The 16,262-nt window shown below is 73.2% G+C and carries 16 protein-coding genes and 2 pseudogenes; 10 read left to right on the top strand and 8 right to left on the bottom strand.

What is annotated here, in order from left to right; all coding sequences use genetic code 11:
* Positions 1-55 precede the first annotated feature (55 nt).
* The gene (locus HCN08_RS33080; protein ID WP_167987026.1) at positions 56-820 is read right to left on the bottom strand and encodes a DUF3558 domain-containing protein; all 765 of its coding nucleotides are present in this window, start codon (positions 818-820) and stop codon (positions 56-58) included.
* 94 nt (positions 821-914) lie between these two features.
* Positions 915-1,799: a hypothetical protein gene (locus HCN08_RS33075; RefSeq protein ID WP_167987025.1), complete on the bottom strand. Its 885-nt coding sequence runs from the start codon at positions 1,797-1,799 to the stop codon at positions 915-917.
* Between the two features lie 231 nt (positions 1,800-2,030).
* On the opposite strand from HCN08_RS33075, the gene HCN08_RS33070 reads away from it, so the two are divergent.
* The 3 genes and pseudogenes from HCN08_RS33070 (at position 2,031) to HCN08_RS37025 (ending at position 4,578) form a co-directional block, all read left to right on the top strand.
* Positions 2,031-3,224: an RtcB family protein gene (locus tag HCN08_RS33070; RefSeq protein ID WP_167987024.1), complete on the top strand. Its 1,194-nt coding sequence runs from the start codon at positions 2,031-2,033 to the stop codon at positions 3,222-3,224.
* Between the two features lie 163 nt (positions 3,225-3,387).
* Positions 3,388-3,843: pseudogene (locus tag HCN08_RS37030) on the top strand (ricin-type beta-trefoil lectin domain protein); the annotation flags it as partial.
* 9 nt (positions 3,844-3,852) lie between these two features.
* Positions 3,853-4,578 carry a polysaccharide lyase family 7 protein gene (locus tag HCN08_RS37025; protein WP_407648927.1) on the top strand — a complete coding sequence of 242 codons (726 nt, stop codon included), beginning with the start codon at positions 3,853-3,855 and terminating at the stop codon, positions 4,576-4,578.
* Between the two features lie 60 nt (positions 4,579-4,638).
* Here HCN08_RS37025 and HCN08_RS33060 read toward each other — a convergent pair whose 3' ends face one another.
* From HCN08_RS33060 to HCN08_RS33050, 3 genes are all read right to left on the bottom strand, one after another.
* Positions 4,639-5,199, bottom strand: coding sequence for a phospholipase (locus HCN08_RS33060; protein WP_167987023.1), 561 nt, complete (start codon positions 5,197-5,199; stop codon positions 4,639-4,641).
* Positions 5,200-5,469: 270 nt separating this feature from the next.
* The gene (locus tag HCN08_RS33055) at positions 5,470-6,234 is read right to left on the bottom strand and encodes an SDR family oxidoreductase (RefSeq protein WP_167987022.1); all 765 of its coding nucleotides are present in this window, start codon (positions 6,232-6,234) and stop codon (positions 5,470-5,472) included.
* Between the two features lie 197 nt (positions 6,235-6,431).
* On the bottom strand, positions 6,432-6,881 hold the full coding sequence (locus tag HCN08_RS33050) for a hypothetical protein (protein ID WP_240970689.1): 450 nt from the start codon (positions 6,879-6,881) through the stop codon (positions 6,432-6,434).
* 256 nt (positions 6,882-7,137) lie between these two features.
* Between HCN08_RS33050 and HCN08_RS33045 the strand changes: the two genes are divergently transcribed.
* The 3 genes from HCN08_RS33045 to HCN08_RS33035 all read left to right on the top strand — a co-directional run bounded on the left by HCN08_RS33045 (position 7,138) and on the right by HCN08_RS33035 (position 9,225).
* Positions 7,138-7,710, top strand: coding sequence for a dihydrofolate reductase family protein (locus tag HCN08_RS33045; RefSeq protein WP_167987021.1), 573 nt, complete (start codon positions 7,138-7,140; stop codon positions 7,708-7,710).
* Between the two features lie 17 nt (positions 7,711-7,727).
* On the top strand, positions 7,728-8,816 hold the full coding sequence (locus tag HCN08_RS33040) for an SCO2400 family protein (RefSeq protein ID WP_456319014.1): 1,089 nt from the start codon (positions 7,728-7,730) through the stop codon (positions 8,814-8,816).
* 142 nt (positions 8,817-8,958) lie between these two features.
* Positions 8,959-9,225, top strand: a complete 267-nt coding sequence (locus HCN08_RS33035; protein WP_167987019.1) for a hypothetical protein — start codon at positions 8,959-8,961, stop codon at positions 9,223-9,225.
* Here the strand turns inward: HCN08_RS33035 and HCN08_RS33030 are convergent.
* Together HCN08_RS33030 and HCN08_RS33025 are read right to left on the bottom strand one after the other, a co-directional pair.
* A complete protein-coding gene (locus HCN08_RS33030; protein ID WP_167987018.1) occupies positions 9,212-10,093 on the bottom strand; it encodes a LysR family transcriptional regulator in 882 nt (293 codons plus the stop codon). The genes HCN08_RS33035 and HCN08_RS33030 overlap by 14 nt on opposite strands.
* A gap of 110 nt (positions 10,094-10,203) precedes the next feature.
* Entirely contained in the window at positions 10,204-10,863 is a 660-nt protein-coding gene (locus HCN08_RS33025) for a hypothetical protein (protein ID WP_407648926.1), read from the bottom strand.
* A 307-nt stretch (positions 10,864-11,170) separates the two neighbouring features.
* Here HCN08_RS33025 and hemL point away from each other — a divergent pair, with 307 nt between their 5' ends.
* Both hemL and HCN08_RS33015 read left to right on the top strand, forming a co-directional pair.
* Positions 11,171-12,478, top strand: a complete 1,308-nt coding sequence (gene hemL / locus HCN08_RS33020; RefSeq protein WP_167987016.1) for a glutamate-1-semialdehyde 2,1-aminomutase — start codon at positions 11,171-11,173, stop codon at positions 12,476-12,478.
* Positions 12,475-13,164: a histidine phosphatase family protein gene (locus tag HCN08_RS33015; protein WP_167987015.1), complete on the top strand. Its 690-nt coding sequence runs from the start codon at positions 12,475-12,477 to the stop codon at positions 13,162-13,164. The genes hemL and HCN08_RS33015 overlap by 4 nt, the downstream gene beginning before the upstream one ends.
* 103 nt (positions 13,165-13,267) lie before the next feature.
* On the opposite strand, the gene HCN08_RS33010 is transcribed toward HCN08_RS33015, so the two are convergent.
* Positions 13,268-14,299, bottom strand: a complete 1,032-nt coding sequence (locus tag HCN08_RS33010) for a saccharopine dehydrogenase NADP-binding domain-containing protein (RefSeq protein WP_167987014.1) — start codon at positions 14,297-14,299, stop codon at positions 13,268-13,270.
* A 158-nt stretch (positions 14,300-14,457) separates the two neighbouring features.
* On the opposite strand from HCN08_RS33010, the gene HCN08_RS33005 reads away from it, so the two are divergent.
* Both HCN08_RS33005 and HCN08_RS33000 read left to right on the top strand, forming a co-directional pair.
* Positions 14,458-15,471, top strand: coding sequence for a helix-turn-helix domain-containing protein (locus HCN08_RS33005; protein WP_167987013.1), 1,014 nt, complete (start codon positions 14,458-14,460; stop codon positions 15,469-15,471).
* A gap of 116 nt (positions 15,472-15,587) precedes the next feature.
* Positions 15,588-16,262 (top strand): annotated as a pseudogene (locus HCN08_RS33000) (hypothetical protein); the annotation flags it as partial.

The following is a 16,262-nucleotide window of genomic DNA, read 5'->3' as shown; positions in this document are numbered from 1 at the left end:
GGCCGGACAAACGTACGGATTGGCGCCGGATTACGGACGGGCGGGGCGGGGTTTGTTACGCGTTCGCCGCCGCGATCGCCGCGACCGCGTCCTTGGCGGCGCGCAGCGCCCCGCTGTCGACGTCGGCCGCGGTCGGGTTCTTCTTGCCTTCGAGGCCCGCGCCGTTGTACTCGACGATCACCACGACGTTGCCGGTACGGGCCAGGAGCGTGGCGTTCTGCGAGGTGACCTTGACGACGGTGGCCTTCGCGGCGACCGTCGTGGCCTGGTCGCCCACGCCGGTGACCGCGGTGGTGGCGGCGCCCGGCGTCTTGCCCAGGGTGGCGACCTGGCCGGCGAACCGTTCCTTCGCCTGGTCCTCGGCGGAGGAGGTCGGCGTGGCGTCGAAGCGCTGGAGGGTGACGGCGAGCCAGCGGTACTGGTAGCCGTCCGCGCCGTTGCCGGTCCAGGAGCAGCCGCTGCGGGTGTGGTCGGCGGCGTCGGCGTCGGTCGGTGTGCCGGCTGCGGACTTCGCCTTGGGGACGAGCGCGGTGACGGTGGCCTTGCCGACGGAGGTGCAGGCGTCGGGGAGGGTCGCGAACTTGCCCGGGGCGGGGGTCCGGGTCGCGCTCTGCCCGGCGGAGGTGCTTGTGGCGCCGGTGCTCTTGCCGTTCGTACCGGCCGTGGTGCTTTTGCCGGCGGAGCTCGAGCCGGAGCCGGAGCCCGAACCCGAGCCTGAATCGGAGCCGCCGGAGGAGCAGCCGGCGAGCAGCAGCGCGGGGACGGCCGCGGCGCACGCCAGCAGCAGGGCCCGGCGCGGTGCGGTGCGTCGTCGTTCCATGGTCCCGGGATCCAGTCCTCGTGCGGGGTGCCTGTACGGCCGTTCGGCCCTCCACCCTAAGGGGTCGCCGGTGGGCGCCCCGGACGTCGGCTGCTCAGCCCTCGACCTTCTTCTCCAGCTGCTGGGCCACCTTTTCGGTGTCTTCTTGCAGGTCAGCCGGTTGCGGCGGGGCGGTGGCGGCGGGCGGGGCGGCCTGGCCGTAGTGGATGGTCACCAGGACATTGGCGGTCCGGAAGACCAACGTCACATCGCGGCGCGCGCCGCTCTTGGGCTGCTTGACGGTGTCGTAGATGAAGGCGGCGTTGCCGACGTCCGTCAGCCGGCGCGGGCCGTAGTCCTTGCCGGCGGTGTCGCTGCCGCCGCCGTCACCGGTGCCGCCGGTGCCGTTGTCGCCGGGGCCGGTCGAGGTGCCGGGGCCGTCGGTGCCGCCGGGGGTGGCGGACGTCGGGGTGCTCGTCGGGGTGGAGGTGCTCGCGGGCGGGGACGTCGTCGCGCCGGGCAGCGGCAGCGGGGGGATCTGGGCGTCGGCGACCTGCTGGTCGTACTGCGTCTTGGCCTCGACCTCGTCGCTGACCGCCGGGTCGTAGGAGACGACCCGCTCCATGTCGATCACCAGCGAGCGGTCGGCGCCGTCCGGCCCCTTGGCCTGCCAGCTGCACCCCACCCGGCGGTCGGTGTCGTACGTCAGCGACTCCGTGCCGTCGTAGGTCCTGGCGCCCGGGACCAGGGCCTTGAGCGTGTCCAGGTCGACCGCGATGCACGGCTGCGGCAGCGTTTTGTACTTGCCGGGCGGGGCGGACGCCAGATCCTCGTCGCCGGAGAGCTGCGAGGACTTGTCGTCGTTGCCGTCGCCGGTCGAGCCGCCGCCCGTGCAGCCGGCCAGCGTGCCGAGCACGCCCACCGCCACGGCGAGCGCCAGCGCGCCCAGCGCGGCCTGCGGCCTTCGCGTGGACCGCGCTGCGCGGAGCCCTTGCCTCACGTGCCGCCTCTCGATCGGATGTGCCATGCGGTGGTCCCTGCGCGGTAAATCCTTGGCGCGCTTGAGCGAACCCTGGACACAATGTCTACCGCACGCAGCGCGGAAACCACCCGCGGGGGTGGGTTTATCGGGTGACGCGTAGCTCTTTTCGGCATTTTTACCGTATCCGGTGAATATCCCCTTTGTGCGCTCTGGGTAGAGATCAAGGTCGAGGAGGTCAAGGGGGCCGCCATGTCGTACACCGAAGTACCCGGGATCAAGGTCCCCATCCGCATGTGGGCCGACCCGGCCACCGTCGAGAGCGGCGCGATGCAGCAGCTGCGCAACGTCTCGTCGCTGCCGTGGGTCAAGGGCCTCGCGGTGATGCCCGACGTCCACTACGGCAAGGGCGCCACGGTCGGCTCCGTCATCGCCATGCACGGCGCGGTGTGCCCGGCGGCGGTCGGCGTCGACATCGGCTGCGGCATGAGCGCGGTCAAGACCTCCCTGACCGCGAACCACCTCCCCGGCGACCTCTCCCGCCTGCGCACGCGAATCGAACAGGCCATCCCGGTCGGCCGCGGCCTCCACCCCGACCCCGTCACCCCGTCCGACATCCCCGGCCTGCCCACCACCGGCTGGGACGCCCTCTGGTCCCGCTTCGACGACCTGGCGGAGGCGGTGCACTTCCGTGCGGAACGGGCGGCCCAGCAGATCGGCACGCTCGGAAGCGGAAACCACTTTCTGGAAGTTTGCCTGGACGAATCCGGTTCCGTGTGGCTGATGCTGCACTCGGGCTCGCGCAACATCGGCAAGGAGCTCGCCGACCACCACATCGGGCAGGCGCAGAAGCTGCCGCACAACCAGGGCCTGGTCGACCGGGACCTCGCGGTCTTCGTCGCGGACACCCCGGAGATGGCCGCGTACCGTAACGACCTGTTCTGGGCGCAGGAGTACGCCAAGTACAACCGCGCGCTGATGATGGGGCTTCTGCAGGAGGTGGTGCGCAAGGAGTTCGCGAAGGCGCGCGTCACCTTCGACCAGGTGATCTCCTGCCACCACAACTACGTGGCCGAGGAGCGCTACAACGGCCTGGACCTGCTCGTCACCCGCAAGGGCGCGATCCGCGCGGGCAGCGGCGAGTACGGCATCATCCCCGGCTCCATGGGCACCGGCTCCTACATCGTGCGCGGCCTCGGCAACACCGCGGCCTTCAACTCCGCCTCCCACGGCGCCGGCCGCAAGATGAGCCGCACCGCGGCGAAGAAGCGCTTCACCACCCGCGACCTGGCCGACCAGACCCGCGGGGTGGAGTGCCGCAAGGACTCCGGCGTCGTCGACGAGATCCCTGGCGCGTACAAGCCGATCGAGAAGGTCATCGACCAGCAGCGCGACCTCGTCGAGGTCGTGGCGAAGCTCAAGCAGGTCGTCTGCGTCAAGGGTTGATCCCTGCCCGTCCGGCACATACGCCGGGCGGGCGTACGGCCGCCGCCCTCAGGCGCGAGCAACGGCCGTAGGGGCGCCGGGCGTTGACGGGGCTGGTGGGGCGTGTTATTCACTTGGGGCGCACCCTTTGGACTAGACCATCTAGGCAAGGGAACCCCCCACCATGAGCTATCGATCGAAAGTGCTCGCGGCTGTCAGTGCCGCGGGTGTTGCCGGTGCCGTCGGGGTGCTGGGCGCGCCCGGGGCGGTGGCGGCGGCGTCGGGTGCCATTACGGGGCTCGGCGGCAAGTGTGTGGACGTCGCCGCCGCTTCGACGGCGAACGGCACGCATGTGCAGCTGTACGACTGCAACGGGACGTCCGCGCAGAGCTGGACCGTCGGGAGCGCCGACAACACCGTGCGGGCGCTGGGCAAGTGCATGGACGTCGTCGGCGGTTCGACGGCGAGCGGGGCCAAGGTGCAGCTGTACGACTGCAACGGCACGGCCGCGCAGGCGTGGACGTACAGCGGCGGGCAGTTGGTGAACGCCGGGTCGGGCAAGTGCCTGGACGCCACCGACAAGTCCTCCGCCAACGGCAACCAGTTGCAGATCTGGACGTGCACGGGCGCGTCCAACCAGCAGTGGACGCTGCCCGGCGGGGGCTCCACACCGCCCGGCGGCGGGCTCGACACCGGGGTGGCGCCCGGCGGGAACTTCGACCTCGGGGTGTGGGAGCTCCAGGAGCCGGTCGGCTCGCCCGGGTCGCCCACCACGATCTCCTCCTCGCGGCTCCAGGGCGCCGGCGGCTTCCAGGACTCGTACTTCTACACCGACGGCTCCGACGGCGCCATGACGTTCTGGGCCCCGGAGAAGGGCGTCACGACGCCGAACTCCAACTACGCGCGCTCCGAGCTGCGGGAGATGAACCGCAACGGCAGCGCCGCCGACTGGTCGCTGGCCGGCACGCACCGGCTGAGCGCGACGCTGCGGGTGGTGTCGGTGACCTCCAACGTGTGCGTCGGCCAGATCCACCTCGGCTCGGGCGGCAGCTCGACCAAGCCGCTCATCGAGCTCTACTACCACTCCAACGGCGACATCGTCGCGGGCGTGGAGAACTCGCCCGACGGCGGCCAGACCACGCACACCGTGGGGCATGTGGCCGTCGGCACCAAGTGGAGCTACACGATCGGCGTCTCCGGCGGCAACACGATCGACCTGACGGTCAACGGCAGCGTCACGCACTACGCCATCCCGTCGTCCTTCAACGCCTACAAGCAGTACTTCAAGGCCGGCTCCTACAACCAGTCCTCCTCCAGCAGCACCACCAACGGCGCCCGCGTCGCCTTCTACGCGCTCTCCGTCACCCACAGCTGACGGCGGGCGGCACATCCGGCGGGCCGGGGGCCGCACAACGGCCCCGGCCTGCCGGGCAGTTCAGCCGGCCTGGCGCGCCGGTGCGGCGGAGCCGAAGATGTCCACGGCGTGGTAGTAGGTCCAAGCCGTCGAGTCGCAGGCCGTCTTCGTGGCCCCCGAGTAATTCGCGCAGACCCGCTTGAGGTCGGCGTAGAGCATGTTGTCCAGCCGGGCCTTGTTGGCGCTGAAGGTGCCGGCCTTCTTGTAGTTGCGGTAGCCGAAGTCGTGGCGGGCGCAGGCGGTCTTGAAGGGGAAGCCGAACGGGTTGTCGGGGGAGTCCGAGCAGTAGTCCGTCGACCAGTCGAAGCCGTACGCGGCCCACGCCGCCTGGTTGTTGCGGGCGGCCAGCCAGGAGTTGTAGCTCGCGGCGCTGGTCTGCGTCCAACTGCTCAGGACCTGGGGCTTGTCGGCGGGGGCGGCGGCGCCGGCGGGCGCGGCGACGGCGAGGACGGCGGGCACGGACAGCACGGCGGCGGCGAGCGGGAGGGCGATACGGCGGCGGCTGCTTCGGGTGCTTCGGCCGCTTCGGCTGCTCGGGCTGCTGCTTCCGGTGCGGGGGCTGCGGATGCTGCTGCGGCGCATGGGAACCTCCGGACGGTGGTGGGGGGTTGGCGCGGTGCGGCGGTCTGCGTGCGTGGGGCGGTTCACCCGCGGGTGATCCAACGGGGCGGGAGTGACGCGGGCGTCTACGCGCGAAGACCGGTGCACGAATAATTCCCGGCGACTACGCGCCGGTAACCACCGGGGAGGGTGAATCCGGGGGAGATTGACATGACGTCAGGGGGAGGACATGCCGCGGGGGCGCGCCGCCGTCCGCGGGCGCCCCCGGGTTACAGGGCAGGGGTGCGGGAGCTACTGCACGCGGTGGACCTTGTAGTTGGACGCCTGGGCGCGCGGGCGCAGCACCAGCAGGTCCACGTTGACGTGGGAGGGGCGGGTGACGGCCCAGCACACGGTGTCGGCGACGTCGTCGGCGGTCAGCGGCTCGGCGACGCCCGCGTAGACCGCGTTCGCGCGCTCGGCGTCGCCGCGGAAGCGGGTGAGGGCGAACTCCTCGGTCTTGACCATGCCGGGCGCGATCTCGATGATCCGCACCGGGTGGCCGTTGAGCTCCAGCCGCAGCGTCTCGGCGATGACATGGGCGCCGTGCTTGGCGGCCACGTAACCGCCGCCGCCCTCGTACGTCGCCAGGCCCGCGGTCGAGGAGAGCACGACGATCGTGCCGTCGCCGGAGGCGCTGAGCGCCGGCAGCAGGGCCTGCGTGACGTTGAGCACGCCCAGCACGTTCACCTCGTACATCGCGCGCCAGTCCGCCGGGTCGGCGGTCGCGACCGGGTCGGTGCCGACGGCGCCGCCGGCGTTGTTGACCAGGACGTGCAGCGGCGGGAATTCGCCGAGGTCGGTGGCGAAGGCGTCGACGGCGGCCCGGTCGGTGACGTCCAGGGCGTGCACGGACACGCTGCGGCCCGCCTGCGTCAGCTCCGCCGCGAGGGCGTCGAGCCGGTCGGTGCGGCGGGCGGTGAGCACCACGTGGAAGCCGGCCTCGGCGAGCTTGCGGGCGGTGGCGGCACCGATGCCGCTGCTCGCGCCGGTGACCACTGCGGTACGGGTGCTCATGTCGCTGCCTCTCGCGGGACGGGGGTGCGTACGGCTCGGGTTCTGCGTCGTCTTCTGCGGTCGTCGTGCGTGGTGCGTGGTGCGTCGTGCGTTGTGCGTCTTGCCGCAGCATATGCCGCGGGGTGCGCGGCTCTTACGCCGGTACGGCGGTGTGCGCGCGTGCGCCTATTGCCGCGGGTTCCGGGCGTACGGGCAGGTCAGGACGCGGCCAGCGCCCGCAGCATGACCCGCTGGTCGAAGGCGAGCAGCGACACGGTGGCTGCGCACATTGCCACGGCGAGGCCAATGTGCGCGGCCTCGGACGTCGCCTGCATGCCGACCGCGCCGAGCGCGAGGTGGACGCCGACGCGCAGGGCGATCAGGCCCACCGCGAGCTTGCGGGTGCGCTTGCCCTTGATGATCGCCTTGGCCATCTTCAGCCGGCCGCGCAGGACGGTACGGGCCAGGACGAGGTTCACCACGCCGAAGACCACGAGCAGCATCCAGGCGTCGGGGTGCGTCTTGATGATGTCGTAGGACGCGCCCATCACGCCCTCGAAGGCGAAGAACCAGACGGGGATCGGGGTGAAGCCGGCCGCCTGGGCGGCGTCCTTGGTCGTGAGGGCCGCGGCGGGGGCCGGCATGGTCTGTGCCTCGGTGATTGCCATGGGAAGAGCATCGCCGGGGGCGGGGGTGCGGCGGCAGAGTCGTCCGTCCGGACTCCGGCATGACAGATGTCACTGCTTCGGCCCGTGCGCCCGCGCCGCCCTCTCCTGCCGCCGGCCACGCAACGGGCCGTATGTCCTGACGTCCTGACTCGTGCGCCCGAGCCGATCGTGCGCGCCGAAAGCGCTGGTCGCGCCGCATTGTCAGACCCCCGGTGCACAATTCGGACCAGGCGGGAGCGGAGAGGAGCGCGTGGATATGCGGAAAATCATCCTGGCGATGTCGGTGTCGCTCGACGGTTTCATGGAGGGCCCGCGTCGGGAGATCGACTGGCATCTCGTGGACGACGAGCTGCACCGCTACTTCAACGACCGGCTCCGCGGCATGGGCGGGTTTCTCAGCGGCCGGGTGACCCATGAACTCATGGCCGATTACTGGCCGGCCGCCGACGAGGATCCGGCCGCGCCGGAACCGGTCCGGGAATTCGCCCGTATCTGGCGGGAGATGCCCAAGATCGTCTATTCGCGCACCCTCGCGGCGGGCCCCGCGCAGTGGAACACGACGGTGGTGCGCGAGGTCGTCCCCGCCGAGGTCGAGGCGCTGAAAGTCGAGCCGGGCGGTGATCTGGCCCTCGGCGGCGCGGACTTGGCCGCGGCCTTCGCCGCGCACGACCTGGTCGACGAGTATCTGGTCTATGTGCACCCCGTGCTGCTCGGCGCGGGCAAGCGGCTCTTCCCGCAGGCCGCGGATCGCACGTCCTTGCGACTGCTGGAGAGCAGGGCGTTCGGGAACGGGGTGGTGCTGTTGCGTTACGCGCGGGATCGCGGCTGAATCCGCGGTTCATCAGCATGGCGGGGGCTTCGCCGGAATTGGGCGGGCGATCTTTTCGAAAGCCTCACAAGTGCGCCCCAGTGCCTTCTGTCGCTGCTGTTAACGTTTTGCGGTCACCCGGACGGACGGCAGCACAGAAAGCTGTGACCCGAAACATGGACTACTGCTACGGATGCCGACGCAACCTCAACGGGGCGCTGGTATGCCCGGGTTGCGGGGCCTATGCGCCGGATATCGCACCGCCCGACCCGGCTCCGCGTGAGGCGGGGGTGTCGTCATATGCGCAGTTGGCGGGATATCCGGCCCACCCGGAGTACACCGAGTACACCGCGTACGCGGAGCACACGGAATACGCGACATATCCGGAGTACGGGGCCGGCCCCGTATACCCGGAGCGCGGGCGGATGGCGCTCGTGGCCGAGCCCCCGCCGCCGCAGGCTCCGCAGCCGGCCGAGGACGCCGCCGCGGAGGCCGAGGAGCCGGCCGCCGGGTCCGGCACCGCGGTGGTCGCGGTGCTGCCGCGCGGCGCCGGGCGGGCGGCGCGGCGGCAGGCGCAGGTGCGGTGGCGCAAGAACCGCCGCAGGGCGGTTGCCGCGACCGCGGTCGCGCTGGCCGGCGGCGGCCTGACGATCGCCGCGATGCCGGGCGGTGGCTCCGGCGCCCGCTCCACCGCAGCGGAGGCCCCGGACACCCCGGTCGGCGACACCCTGCCCACCGCGCCCTCCGCGGGCACCGCACCGCAGTCCGGCACCGGCGCCGACACCAGTACCGACGCCGCCGCGCCCGCCCCCGCGACGGCCGCCCCGCGCCACGCGGGCCGCCCCGCCCCGCCGCACCCCGCGGCCACGGCGACGCCGGGCGGCACGACGTCCATCCCGGTCGTCCCGCGCGGCGTCGCCGTACAGCAGGCGTCGGCCAGCGCGCCGGTGGACCAGCCGGTCACCGCCCCGCCCGCCGCCCCGCCGGCCACCACCGCCCCGGCCCCGCAGCAGCCTCCCGCGGCCACCCCGCCGCCGGCCGCCACGCAGCCGACGACCCCGCCGCCCGCCGCCACCCCGCCGGCCCAGCCCCCGCACGACGTGTGCGTCCTCTTCATCTGCCTCTGACCCCACCCGGCGAAGCCCGGCCGCCGAGGGCCCGCGCGGGCCCACCCCGCGCGTGAGCCACGCCACCGCGCCACGCACACCGTGACGATGCGCACGGCGTGTCTCTCGTACACCCGTTCGAATGTGTGCCAGAATCGCAGCCATGCACCACCACACCTTCCCCGCCGACCTCGTCCAGGCGCAGCGCGACTGGTACGCCACGTATCGCCAACTCGCCGGTGCCGCCGGCACGCAGACCACCGTGTTGCGCCGCCGGCTGGTGCGGCTGTCGGTGCAGGTCACCGCGCATCCGTACTGGGCGACGGTGACCGACCGGGGGCCCGCGGCGCGGATGGAGCTCAAGGCGCTGGCCTGGGACGAGGCGGAGGGCGGGCCAGGTCAGAGCCGCGCGGCGGCTACGGGCGGCTGAACGTACGGCGGCACTGCGCCAGCAGCTCGCGCACCGCCGGGCTGCGGGTGTCGCGCCAGACCAGGGCGAGCAGCCCGGGCGTCGTGACGTCGGTCAGCGGCAGGGCGGTGAGGCGCTCGGCATAGCGTGGCGCCATCGACTCGCTGAGCAGGCCCACGCCCAGGCCCCGCGCCGCGAGATCGGCGATCGCGTCCGGCGCGCCCGCCTCCAGGGCGATCGGCGCGGTGATGCCGGCCGCCGCGCACGCCTGGTCCAGCACCCCGCGCAGCCCCGTGCCGCGCGGCATGCACACCAGCGGGTAGGCGGTGACCTCCCGCAGCGTCGCGCCCGGGTGCCCGGCGAGCGAATGGCCCGGCGGCACCACCGCCACCAGCGGCTCGCGCACCACGACATGGGACCGCAGCCCCTGCGGCGGCTCACCCGCGGCGCCGAGCAGCGCCAGGTCCAGCACACCGTCGCGGACGTCCGCCGCGAGCCGGTCGGAGCCGTTCTCGGTGAGCGCGAGCTCGACCCCGGGGTGGGCGTGCCGGAAGGCGGCGAGCGCCTCGAACAGCGGGGTCACGGTGCAGCCGACGACCATCCCGACGGCCAGCCGCCCCCGGATCACGTCGGTGACCTCGCCGACCGCCTGCCCCACCGCCGCCGCGGCGGCCAGCGCCGCCCGCGCGTGCTCCAGCGCCGCCTTGCCGGCCACCGTCAGCCGCGCGACCCGCCCCGAGCGGTCGAACAACTCGGCGCCCAACTCCCGCTCCAGCTGCCGGATCTGCGCGCTGACCCCGGACTGGCTGATGTGCACGCGCTCCGCGGCCCGGGTGAAGTTCCGCTCCTCGGCGACCGCGACGAAGTATTCGAGCTGCCTGAGGTCCATGCCCGTACGATGCCAGCCCCCGCCCGCCCACGCCCGCACCCGCAAACCCGCACCGAAAAGAACCCCCACCGGCGCCCGCACCCGCCCCGACCCCGTACGGGCGAACCCGCCTACGGCCAGACCAGGCAGTACAGCTGGTGGCCCGACTCCTGGCAGCGGCGGGCGAAATCCTGCCATTCGTGGAGCATCTGGTAGATGACGAAGGCGTCGCGTGGACCGCGCCGGTCCGGGACGGTCGACCAGATGAAGGCCGCCGCGCCCAGGGACTCCTCGTTGGCGTTGCGCAGCGGCTCGACGACGGAGGCGGGCAGCCGGACGACGGCGTAGTCCGGGTGCAGCACGACCAGTTCGAGCGGCGGGACCTTGTTCGGGGGTATGCCCTCGATGCCGGTGAGGACCATCGCGGCCATCGTCTCCGGCTTGACCTTGGTGTACATGCCCTGGCCGAGTTCGTCGCCGCCGAGTTCCTCGGGGCGCATGGAGATCGGGACACGTGCAGCGGTGGCACCGTCGGGTGCACCGAAGTACTTGTAGGTCACCCCCACTCGGCCACCCCTGCTCCTGCCCTCTGCGGTCGATCGGCGTGCGCGCTCGCGGCGCCCGTCGCGTTGAACGCCCGGATCGCGCGGGTCGCGTCGGTCCGGGTTCTGCCGGTGATCCGGGTCGTCCCGGTGGTCCCGGGGTTCTCGGTGTCGCTGTTGCTCGTGGTGTTCCGGATCGCGTGCTGCCGGACTGGCGGCGGCGGGATCCGGGGTGTGTCGATTCTGCAAGTCGTCGTGCAAGTGGCTCTGCGGCTGGTGCTGCGGCTGTTTCGGCGGCTGGTCCTGCGAGTCGTACGGGTCGATCGGGTGCTGCTGCGAGTCGTGCGCGTCCTGCGGGGTGCGACGGCGTCTGCCGGTCGGGCGGGCGTCCTCGGGATCGGGTACGCGTTCACCCGGCCCCTCGCCCGGACCGCCACCCCGCTGCTGCATTCCACTACCCGACCATCTGCCGCCCCAACCATGCAACCCGATCATCGTCTCAGATGCAGGGTTGAGACGTTGTGGCGCAACGCCCGGGGTTTGAGAGCATGTGTCTGTGAGCTACCCGTACGAAGCACCAGTGTCCCAGGAACTGTTCGACCGCGCCGCTGCCGTGACCCCGGGAGGCGTGAACTCACCGGTCCGCGCCTTCCGCGCGGTGGGCGGTACACCCCGTTTCATGGTGTCCGGTCAGGGTCCGTACCTGACCGACGCCGACGGCCGGGAATACGTGGACCTGGTCTGCTCGTGGGGACCGATGATCCTCGGCCACGCGCACCCCGAGGTCGTCGCGGCCGTGCAGAAGGCGGTGACGCGCGGCACGTCCTTCGGCACCCCCGGCGAGGGCGAGGTCGAGCTCGCCGAGGCGATGGTGGCCCGCATCGAGCCGCTGGAGCAGGTGCGGTTGGTGTCGTCCGGCACCGAGGCGACGATGTCGGCGATCCGGCTGGCCCGCGGCTTCACCGGCCGCGCGAAGGTCGTGAAGTTCGCCGGGTGTTACCACGGCCACGTCGACGCGCTGCTGGCCGCGGCCGGTTCGGGCGTCGCGACCTTCGGGCTGCCCGACACCCCCGGCGTGACGGGCGCGCAGACCGGCGACACGATCGTGCTGCCGTACAACGACCTGGACGCGGTACGGGCCGCCTTCGCCGCGAACCCCGGGCAGATCGCCTGCGTCATCACCGAGGCCTCGCCCGGCAACATGGGCGTCGTCCCGCCGCGCGACGGCTTCAACGCCGGGCTCAAGGAGCTGTGCGCGGCCGACGGCGCCCTCTATGTCTCCGACGAGGTCATGACCGGCTTCCGGGTCACCCGCTCCGGCTGGTACGGGCGGGACGGCGTGCGCCCGGACCTGATGACCTTCGGCAAGGTCATGGGCGGCGGCTTCCCGGCGGCGGCGTTCGGCGGCCGGGCCGACGTCATGGCGCTGCTCGCCCCGGCCGGGCCCGTCTACCAGGCCGGCACGCTGTCGGGGAACCCGGTGGCGACCGCCGCGGGCCTGGCGCAGTTGCGGCTGCTGGACGACGCGGCCTACGCCCGGCTCGACGCGGTGTCCGCGCAGATCCAGGAGCTGGTCACGGCGGCGCTCACCAAGGAGGGGGTCGCGCACCGGTTGCAGACGGCAGGCAATATGTTCTCCGTCTTCTTCACGGACGAGGACGTCCGTGACTTCGAGGCGGCCAAGCGGCAGGAGGCGTTCCGCTTCACCCCGTTCTTCCACTCGATGCTGGCGCAGGGCGTCTACCTGCCGCCGTCGGCGTTCGAGTCGTGGTTCGTGTCCACCACGCACGACGAGCGGGCCGTGCAGCGGATCGCCGACGCGCTGCCGGCCGCCGCCCGAGCCGCCGCGGAGGCACACGCATGAGTTCCGGGACCGACGAGCTGACCGTGGTGCACCTCGTGCGGCACGGCGAGGTGCACAACCCCGAGGGCGTGCTGTACGGCCGCACGCCCGGCTACCACCTGTCCGAGCTGGGCCGGGCGATGGCCGACCGGGTCGCCGAGCACCTCGCCGACCGCGACGTGACCTACGTCGTCGCCTCCCCGCTGGAGCGGGCGCAGGAGACGGCGACGCCGATCGCCAAGGCGCACGGCCTGGACCTCGCCGCGGACGAGCGGCTGATCGAGGCGGCGAACGTCTTCGAGGGCAAGGCCTTCGGCGTCGGCGACGGCGCGCTGCGCAAGCCGGCGAACTGGAAGTACCTGACCAACCCCTTCCGGCCGAGCTGGGGCGAGCCGTACGTGGACCAGGTCGTACGGATGACGGCGGCGCTGGGTGCCGCGCGGGACGCCGCCCGGGGCCACGAGGCGGTGGCCGTGAGCCACCAGCTGCCGATCTGGGTCGTACGCTCCTGGGCCGAGCGCCGCCGGCTGTGGCACGACCCGCGGCGCCGGCAGTGCACCCTGGCGAGCGTCACGAGCTTCACCTACCGCGGCGACGAGATCGTCTCCGTCGGCTACGCCGAGCCCGCGATCGACCTCGTCCCCGCCCACCTGCGCGGCGGCGGCGCGAAGGCCCCCAAGGGCGCGACCAAGGCAGCCGGGGCGTAACCCCGCGGCCCCGGCCGCACCCGCCGCCCCGCCGGGCAGGCCCAGGTCGCGCCGGTACGCGCCCCGCCCGGCCGGCCCGTCTCCCCCCTGGCGGCCCCGCCCCTCAGTCCGGCAGCTCCACCGTCACGTACGGCGCCAGCGCCCGCAGGAAGTCCGCCGCGTCGAACAGCTCGCCCGCCGAGGCGGCGCCGGCCGGCACCGCCGTGCGCCCGTCGAGGACGCGGGTGACCGCCTCGACGGCCAGCGGCGCGCTCACCGCGTAGATGTCCCGGCCGCTCGCGCCGGCCCGCCGCCGCTCCGCGCCCCGGCGCAGCACGACGTCGACGACGAACGTCTGCGCGGACCTGCCGTCCTCGCCCGCCGCGGCCGGCGGCGGGGTGTCGGGGGACGACAGGTCCCGCGCCGCCTCGACGGTCATGTAGCCGCGTACGTCGGGGACGGCCAGGTGGTGCGGGACGGTGACCGAGTCGGCCATGGTGAAGTCGCCCAGGACGGTGCGCCGCCCGGCCGGCGCGGGGAAGTCCCACTCCAGGGTGGGCAGCGGCTCGTCGTGGTGCTCCAGCCGCCCGCCGCTGAACCGGACGCGCCGGCCGCCGCGCCGCTCGTGCGAGACCGCGCCGGCCGCGCGGGTGCCGGGGGTGGGGTGCCAGCTGCTGAGCCCGTAGGCGACATGCGCCTGGTCGGCGCCCGGCCAGTCGCCCATCGCGGCGGTGGCCAGCAGGTCGCCGAGGCCGCCGAAGAAGGCCATCGCGGGGAGCACGATCGTGCCCGCGGCCTGCGCGGGGCCGGCGAACCGCTCGAAGGTGTCCCGGTTGGCCTCGATCTCGGCGGCGACGTCCACGTACGCGATGCCCGCCCGCAGCGCCGCCTCGGCCACCGGGCCCGCGGTGGCCGCGAACGGCCCGGCGCAGTTCACCACGGCCGCCGCCCCGGCCAGCAGCCGGTCCAGCGAGGCCGGGTCGTCCACCGAGGCCGGCCGGGCCTCGGCGCCCGCCCGGGCCGCGGCCTCGCGCAGCCGGCCGGCGTCCCGCCCGCCGGCCACCGGCGTGAACCCCCGGCGGGCCAGCTCCGCCACCACGAAGCGCCCCGTGTGCCCGTACGCGCCGAACACCGCGACCGTCCGCTCCGCCGCCATGAGGTCCCTCCCGAGTCTCCCGGACACGCCTGCCGCGCGCCCGGCCCTGCGGTGCCGCGGTGGCCGGAGACGGCCGCCGTGACCCGTACGGCCATCCTGGCGGCGGCCGGCAGCAGGCCACGAGTGTCCGGAACGACAGCACACGTACAGTTCCGGACATGACCACCGTCGCGCTCGCCGTCACCGACGGCATGCTGCACTTCGAGCTCTCCCTGGCCACCGAGGTCTTCGGCACCGCCCCGGACGCCGTCGCGGGACCGTGGTACGACCTGGTGCTGTGCGGTACGGGGCCGGTGCGGGTCGGCCGCTTCCTGGTGGAGCCGGACCGCGGCCTGGACGGGCTGGCCGACGCCGACACCGTGATCGTCCCGGGCTGGGCCGATCCGGCCGCCGTCCCGCCCGCCGGCCTGGTGGAGGCGGTGCGCGCGGCCCATGAGGCCGGGGCGCGGGTGGCCTCGCTGTGCACGGGCGCCTTCGTGCTCGCCGCGGCCGGGCTGCTGGACGGGCGGCGCGCCACGACGCACTGGGCGCACACCCGGGAGATGGCCGCGCTCTACCCGCGGGTGCAGGTGGACCCCGATGTGCTCTACGTCGACAACGGCGGCACGGTGCTCACCTCCGCGGGCAAGGCCGCCGCCATGGACCTGTGCCTGCACCTGGTCCGGCTGGACCGCGGCGCGGCGGTCGCCAACGCGGTGGCCCGGCGGCTGGTGGTGCCGCCGCACCGGGACGGCGGGCAGGCCCAGTTCGTCAGCACCCCGGTGCCCGCGCCGGGCCGGCATCCGCTCGCCGAGCTGCTGCCGTGGGCGGCCGAGCGGCTGGACCGGCCGCTGACGGTGGAGGACCTCGCGCGCCGGGCCGCGATGAGCTCGCGCACCCTCGGCCGGCACTTCCGCGCGGTGACCGGCACCACGCCGCTGCAGTGGCTGCTGGTGCAGCGGATCAGGCGGGCCCAGGAGCTGCTGGAGACCACGGACGGCAGCGTCGAGGCGGTCGCGGCGGCCACCGGGATGGGGTCGGCGGCGACGCTGCGGCGGCATTTCCAGCGGGTGGTGGGGGTGCCGCCCGGCACCTACCGGCGTACCTTCCGCGCGCTGCCGGCGGCACATGCCGAGGGCGTGGACGGCTCCACCGGCGGGGCGAAAGGTGTGAGCCAGCCGGGGGATAAATAGGATCATTTGACCAAATGAATATCTTGCGTGAGGAACGTGTGGACGGCGAGGCGGGCGTCCGCACGTAAACCCGTCTCAGCCGTACGGCGTGCATGCCGAGAGACGGGAAACCACGCATGAGTGCATGGAGCCGAAGGAGTCTGCTGACGACAACCGCCGGAGCGGCGGCCGGACTGGCCGTCGCGGGCTGCGGGGCGGGAAAGGGCGGCGGCGACGCCCGCAGAACGGGACAGCCCGCGGGGGCGAGCGGCGCGCACGCGCCGACCAAGACGGTGACGCTCATCGGCGACGGGTCGACCGCGCACACCGGCACCCAGCCGGGCCAGCCCGAGATCGACCGGCTGGAGCCGGGCCAGACACCACCGCAGTTCGTGGTGTTCTCCTGGGACGGCGCCGGCGAGGTCGGCAACGGCCTCTTCCCCCGCTTCCGCAAGCTCGCCGCCGACCACGGCGTGTCCATGACCTTCTTCCTGAGCGGGCTCTACCTGCTCCCGGAGGCCAAGAAGCTCCAGTACGCGCCGCCCAACAGCCCGCTGGGCGCCTCCGACATCGGCTACCTCACCGACGAGCACCTGCGCATGACGCTGGACAACATCCGGCAGGCCTGGCAGGAGGGCCATGAGATCGGCACCCACTTCAACGGCCACTTCTGCACCGGCACCGGCAGCGTCGGCCGCTGGACGCCCGCCGACTGGAAGAGCGAGATCGACCAGGCCAAGAGCTTCGTGACCACCTGGAAGACGGCGACCGGCTGGCACGAGGAGGACCCGCTGCCCTTCGACTACGAGGCC

The organism is Actinacidiphila epipremni, assembly GCF_012034175.1.
GTDB lineage: Bacteria > Actinomycetota > Actinomycetes > Streptomycetales > Streptomycetaceae > Actinacidiphila > Actinacidiphila epipremni.
Note: the sequence above shows the minus strand (reverse complement) of the source record. Positions and strands in the feature narration are given on the sequence as shown.

Excerpts from the sequence above, each read along its gene's own strand:
- HCN08_RS33080 (WP_167987026.1), bottom strand. The coding sequence starts at position 820 with ATGGAACGACGACGCACCGCACCGCGCCGGGCCCTGCTGCTGGCGTGC.
- HCN08_RS33070 (WP_167987024.1), top strand. The coding sequence starts at position 2,031 with ATGTCGTACACCGAAGTACCCGGGATCAAGGTCCCCATCCGCATGTGG.
- HCN08_RS33060 (WP_167987023.1), bottom strand. The coding sequence starts at position 5,199 with ATGCGCCGCAGCAGCATCCGCAGCCCCCGCACCGGAAGCAGCAGCCCG.
- HCN08_RS33055 (WP_167987022.1), bottom strand. The coding sequence starts at position 6,234 with ATGAGCACCCGTACCGCAGTGGTCACCGGCGCGAGCAGCGGCATCGGT.
- HCN08_RS33050 (WP_240970689.1), bottom strand. The coding sequence starts at position 6,881 with ATGGCAATCACCGAGGCACAGACCATGCCGGCCCCCGCCGCGGCCCTC.
- HCN08_RS33045 (WP_167987021.1), top strand. The coding sequence starts at position 7,138 with ATGCGGAAAATCATCCTGGCGATGTCGGTGTCGCTCGACGGTTTCATG.
- HCN08_RS33040 (WP_456319014.1), top strand. The coding sequence starts at position 7,728 with ATGGCGGGGGCTTCGCCGGAATTGGGCGGGCGATCTTTTCGAAAGCCT.
- HCN08_RS33035 (WP_167987019.1), top strand. The coding sequence starts at position 8,959 with ATGCACCACCACACCTTCCCCGCCGACCTCGTCCAGGCGCAGCGCGAC.
- HCN08_RS33030 (WP_167987018.1), bottom strand. The coding sequence starts at position 10,093 with ATGGACCTCAGGCAGCTCGAATACTTCGTCGCGGTCGCCGAGGAGCGG.
- HCN08_RS33015 (WP_167987015.1), top strand. The coding sequence starts at position 12,475 with ATGAGTTCCGGGACCGACGAGCTGACCGTGGTGCACCTCGTGCGGCAC.
- HCN08_RS33010 (WP_167987014.1), bottom strand. The coding sequence starts at position 14,299 with ATGGCGGCGGAGCGGACGGTCGCGGTGTTCGGCGCGTACGGGCACACG.
- HCN08_RS33005 (WP_167987013.1), top strand. The coding sequence starts at position 14,458 with ATGACCACCGTCGCGCTCGCCGTCACCGACGGCATGCTGCACTTCGAG.